General features: G+C 34.1%; 4 protein-coding genes and 1 pseudogene. All 5 read left to right on the top strand.

Annotated features, from left to right (window positions below; translation table 11 throughout):
* The coding region (locus JJE11_RS15175; RefSeq protein WP_366927948.1) for an FAD-dependent oxidoreductase at positions 1–238 on the top strand (238 nt) is incomplete at its 5' end.
* Between the two features lie 855 nt (positions 239–1,093).
* Positions 1,094–3,019: an aconitate hydratase gene (locus tag JJE11_RS15170; protein ID WP_291637108.1), complete on the top strand. Its 1,926-nt coding sequence runs from the start codon at positions 1,094–1,096 to the stop codon at positions 3,017–3,019.
* 58 nt (positions 3,020–3,077) lie between these two features.
* Positions 3,078–4,301, top strand: coding sequence for an NADP-dependent isocitrate dehydrogenase (locus tag JJE11_RS15165; RefSeq protein ID WP_291637106.1), 1,224 nt, complete (start codon positions 3,078–3,080; stop codon positions 4,299–4,301).
* Positions 4,302–4,307: 6 nt separating this feature from the next.
* Positions 4,308–4,433 (top strand): hypothetical protein, encoded by a 126-nt coding sequence (locus tag JJE11_RS15160; RefSeq protein ID WP_291637104.1) that lies wholly within the window; start codon positions 4,308–4,310, stop codon positions 4,431–4,433.
* Between the two features lie 4 nt (positions 4,434–4,437).
* Positions 4,438–4,541 (top strand): annotated as a pseudogene (locus JJE11_RS15155) (citrate lyase ACP); the annotation flags it as partial.

Raw genomic sequence — 4,541 nt, 5'->3', positions numbered from 1 at the left:
TGTAGATACAGTTATAATGTCTCTAGGGACATCACCAAATCCTTTAATTCCTTTAACAACAGAAGGTTTGGATATTAATAAAAAGAAGTGTATAATTGCGGAAGATGAAACTGGTTTAACATCTATAAACAATGTATATGCCGGTGGAGATGCTGTTTCAGGAGCAGCTACAGTTATATTAGCTATGGAAGCAGGTAAAAAAGCTGCTAAAGCTATAAACGAAATGTTAACGAAATAACAAGCTATGATCAGTTTTAAATTTGAAAGTATACAAGTTGTTTGTTTACCAAAATATAAAGCCTATATCTTATTTATATAATAATTAAAGATATAGGTTATTTCATTAGGTTAACAGTTTTCTAGACATGCCTAATTCTATAGCAATTGCTCACATTGAGTATTTGTGATTGTACATATCTCTTACAGTATTTATTGGGCCTACTTTTCTTATGCGATATTTGAAAATTTTACTTTTCCTATGCCGGTAGGCAATAATTCACTTTGTAATTGGACTTTTTATTAGCACCAATTTGTATTGGATTAAGCTAAACAACGGCCTTTATCAATGTAAATTTAACATATAGTACTAGTTATAAGTGAAATTGGACTCCTATTTCACTCGAATATTGGAGGATGAACTTTATTTCTAATCCTCATATCAGCGTATATTGGTAATATTATACATTTACAAGAAGGAGAGATATAAAAATATTTCGAATTTAGGTGGAAATAGCATTAAATCTAAGGCTAAGTTAGAGAATGAAGTTTAATTCATCTAAAAATCATCTAAAACACTAAATAGTCTGAAAATAATGATTGAAATGGAGTGGTCCATATGGTATGATGATTAACAAGTGGATTAGTCCATTAATCCATTCTGGACTGCAAATGATAGTGGGCAACTGAAAAGAAAAAACAGTTAAAAGATAAAATAGCATTATTAATGTAATGTATTTAACTGTAAACGATTTTAAAAGTGCAATTGATATATATTAAAGCAAGTAAGCGCTATTTTACGTAGCGGATAAACACTTAATGGCAATCATAATATTAATATAAAAATAAATATAAATAGAAATAAGGGGGCAATAAAATGTCAGGAACAATTACAGAAAAGATATTGAAGGAACACATCGTAAAAGGTACACCTAAAGCAGGAGAGGAAGTAGCTATTAAAATTGATCATACCCTAACCCAAGATGCAACTGGGACAATGGCTTATTTACAATTTGAAGCTATTGGGTTAAAACGTGTGAGAACCGAACTTAGTGTGAGTTTTGTGGATCACAACACACTTCAAACAGACTTTAAAAATGCTGATGATCATAAGTATTTGCAATCAGTTGCAGGAAAATATGGGATTTACTTCTCGAGACCTGGAAATGGTATCTGCCATCAAATTTTTCTAGAGAGATTTGCACGTCCAGGTAAAACATTAATAGGTTCTGATAGTCATACACCTACGGCAGGTGGAATGGGCTGCTTCGCAATTGGTGCAGGTGGTCTTGATGTTGCTGTTTCAATGGCGGGAGAAAGTTTCAGGCTGAAATATCCTAAAGTTGTTGGTGTTAAGCTAACTGGAAAGCTTTCCGAATGGGTTTCTGCAAAGGATGTAATTCTTGAGGTATTACGTAGAATAGATGTTAAAGGCAATGTAGGTAAAGTACTAGAATTTTGTGGACCTGGTGTTAAGAACCTAGGTGTTCCTGATCGTGCTACTATTACAAATATGGGAACAGAAACGGGATGTACTACCAGTATTTTTCCTAGTGATGAAATTACAAAGAAATTCTTAAAAGCTCAAGGAAGAGAAGAGCAATGGGTTGAACTTATACCGGATGCAAATGCCCAGTATGATGAAATCATGGAAATTAACTTGGATGAAGTAGAACCAATGGTAGCGCTTCCTCACAGCCCAGGAAAGGTTAAGACAGTAGCAGAACTTGCAGGACTCAAAGTTGATCAAGTAGCTATAGGTTCTTGTACAAATTCCTCATTAAGAGACCTTATGGTTGTAGCAAAAGCTATAGAAGGCAAAACAGTTTCAGAGAAGCTTCATATGACCATTAGTGCTGGATCAAGGCAAGTTGTTGAGCATCTAATTGAAAGTGGAAATATGACGCACCTTGTTAAATCAGGTTCTAGAATGCTTGAAAATACTTGCGGACCATGTATCGGAATGGGGAGTGCTCCTTGCTCTAAAGGTGTTTCAGTAAGAACCTTTAATAGAAACTTTGAAGGAAGAAGTGGTACAAAAGATGCTACAACTTATTTGGTAAGTCCTGAAACTGCAGTTGCAACAGCAATTACAGGAGTACTTACTGATCCAAGAACTTTAGGAAAATGTCCTAATTTTGAAATGCCAGATAAATTTTCAATTAATGATAATATGATTATTAATCCGTTATCTGTTGAAAAAGCTAATGAAGTTGAAGTTCAGTTTGGTCCCAATATTGCGCCCCTACCAAATTTTCCAACACTTCCAGATGTACTTACTGGAGAGGTACTTGCTAAATTTGAAGACAATATCACTACAGATGATATAATGCCTGCAGGTGCTAAAATACTTCCTTTAAGAAGTAATGTACCTGAAATATCAAAATATGTTTTTGAAGCACTTGATAGTGATTTCTATAAAAATGCAAAAGAAAAACAAGGTGGATTTATTATCGCTGGTGACAATTATGGACAAGGATCAAGTCGTGAACATGCAGCACTTGCGCCAAAATATCTAGGGATTAAAGCTGTTATCGTAAAATCATTTGCACGTATTCACCTTGCTAATCTTATAAATTTTGGGATTGTACCATTAACATTTAAAAACCCAGCGGATTATGACAAGATTGAAAAGGGCGATGAACTTTCTGTTACTATTGGTGATTTGAAGGGCGAAGCTAAATTAAAGAATGTAACAAAGAATATAGACATAGAGGTTGTTCATACGCTTTCAGGATTTGACGCAGAAATATTAAAGGTTGGCGGAAAATTATCTTGGATTAAAACTAAAATAGTTTATTAATAAGAAATTAAAAATAGAATTAAAAATAAAGTTAAAATTTTAAGGAGGAAATATAATTATGAATAAAAAGATTGAAATGACAGTTCCACTAGTAGAGATGGATGGGGATGAAATGACCCGTATCCTTTGGAAAATGATTAAGGATACACTTCTTTTGCCGTATGTAAACCTTAAAACCGAGTACTATGACCTTGGTATGAAAGAAAGAGATAACACAAACGACCAGGTTACATTTGATGCTGCTAATGCTGTTAAAAAGTATGGTGTTGGTGTAAAGTGTGCAACGATTACTCCTAATGCAGATAGAGTAGTGGAATATGATTTAAAGAAAATGTGGAAAAGCCCGAACGGAACTATAAGATCTATTCTTGATGGAACAGTTTTTCGTGCACCCATTGTGGTTAACACAATTAACCCATATGTAAAGACATGGAAAAGACCGATCACAATAGCTAGACATGCATATGGCGATGTTTATAAGAATCTTGAATATAGAGCAGAGGAACCAGGAAAGGCAGAGCTTGTATATACTAACAATGAAGGTAAGGAAATTTTCAGAGAGTGTATTCATGAGTTTGAAGGTGCAGGCGTAGTAAAGACAATGCATAACCTTGATAAATCTATTGAAAGTTTTGCTAAGTCTTGCTTTAACTTTGCACTAGACAATAAGATTGACCTTTGGTTTTCTACAAAGGATACAATTTCTAAAATTTATGATGCTGATTTTAGAGAAATATTTCAAAATTTATTTGAAAAAACATATAAAAGTAAGTTCGAGGAAGCTGGTATAACCTATTTCTATACATTAATTGATGATGTAGTTGCGCGTATTGTAAAGGCTGAAGGAGGAATGCTTTGGGCATGCAAAAACTATGATGGTGATGTTATGTCAGATCTAGTTGCTTCTGCTTTTGGAAGTCTTGCTATGATGACATCGGTTCTTGTTTCTCCAGACGGATGCTTTGAATATGAAGCTTCTCATGGTACAGTACAGAAGCATTATTACAAGCATCTAAAAGGAGAGAGAACTTCAACAAATCCGATGGCTACAATCTTTGCATGGACTGGTGCGCTTAGAAAACGTGGAGAGATTGATGATAATTTAGAACTTGTGAATTTTTCAGACAAACTTGAAACTGCATGCATCGAGACAATTGATCAGGGAATTATCACAAAGGATTTAGATCAGTTATCAGAAGCAACTAAAAAGAATGTTGTTACTTCTGAGGAATGGTTAAATTTGACCGCAAGACATCTTGATGTTTTACTTGCACAAAAATAGTTTATCTTGAAAGTAAATAACTTGTCTGGTGTTAAAAGGGGCGCGATTGCACTTTTAACACCAGATTTTGATAAGCAGTTACATATGAATCTAAAAAATATAGTGGTTAGAAGAATATTAATTGGAGGTTAAGGTAATGAAAATCATCAAGAATGCAGCAGCTGGAACGCTTGAATCAAGCGATATTCGAATAATGCTAGTATCAAATGAAAATGCTGGTATAGAAATAGACCTTAAGAG

It is taken from the genome of Clostridium sp. (assembly GCF_016650095.1).
Classification (GTDB): Bacteria; Bacillota; Clostridia; order Clostridiales; family Clostridiaceae; genus Clostridium_AD.
This window is presented reverse-complemented; position numbering and strand designations above follow the sequence as displayed.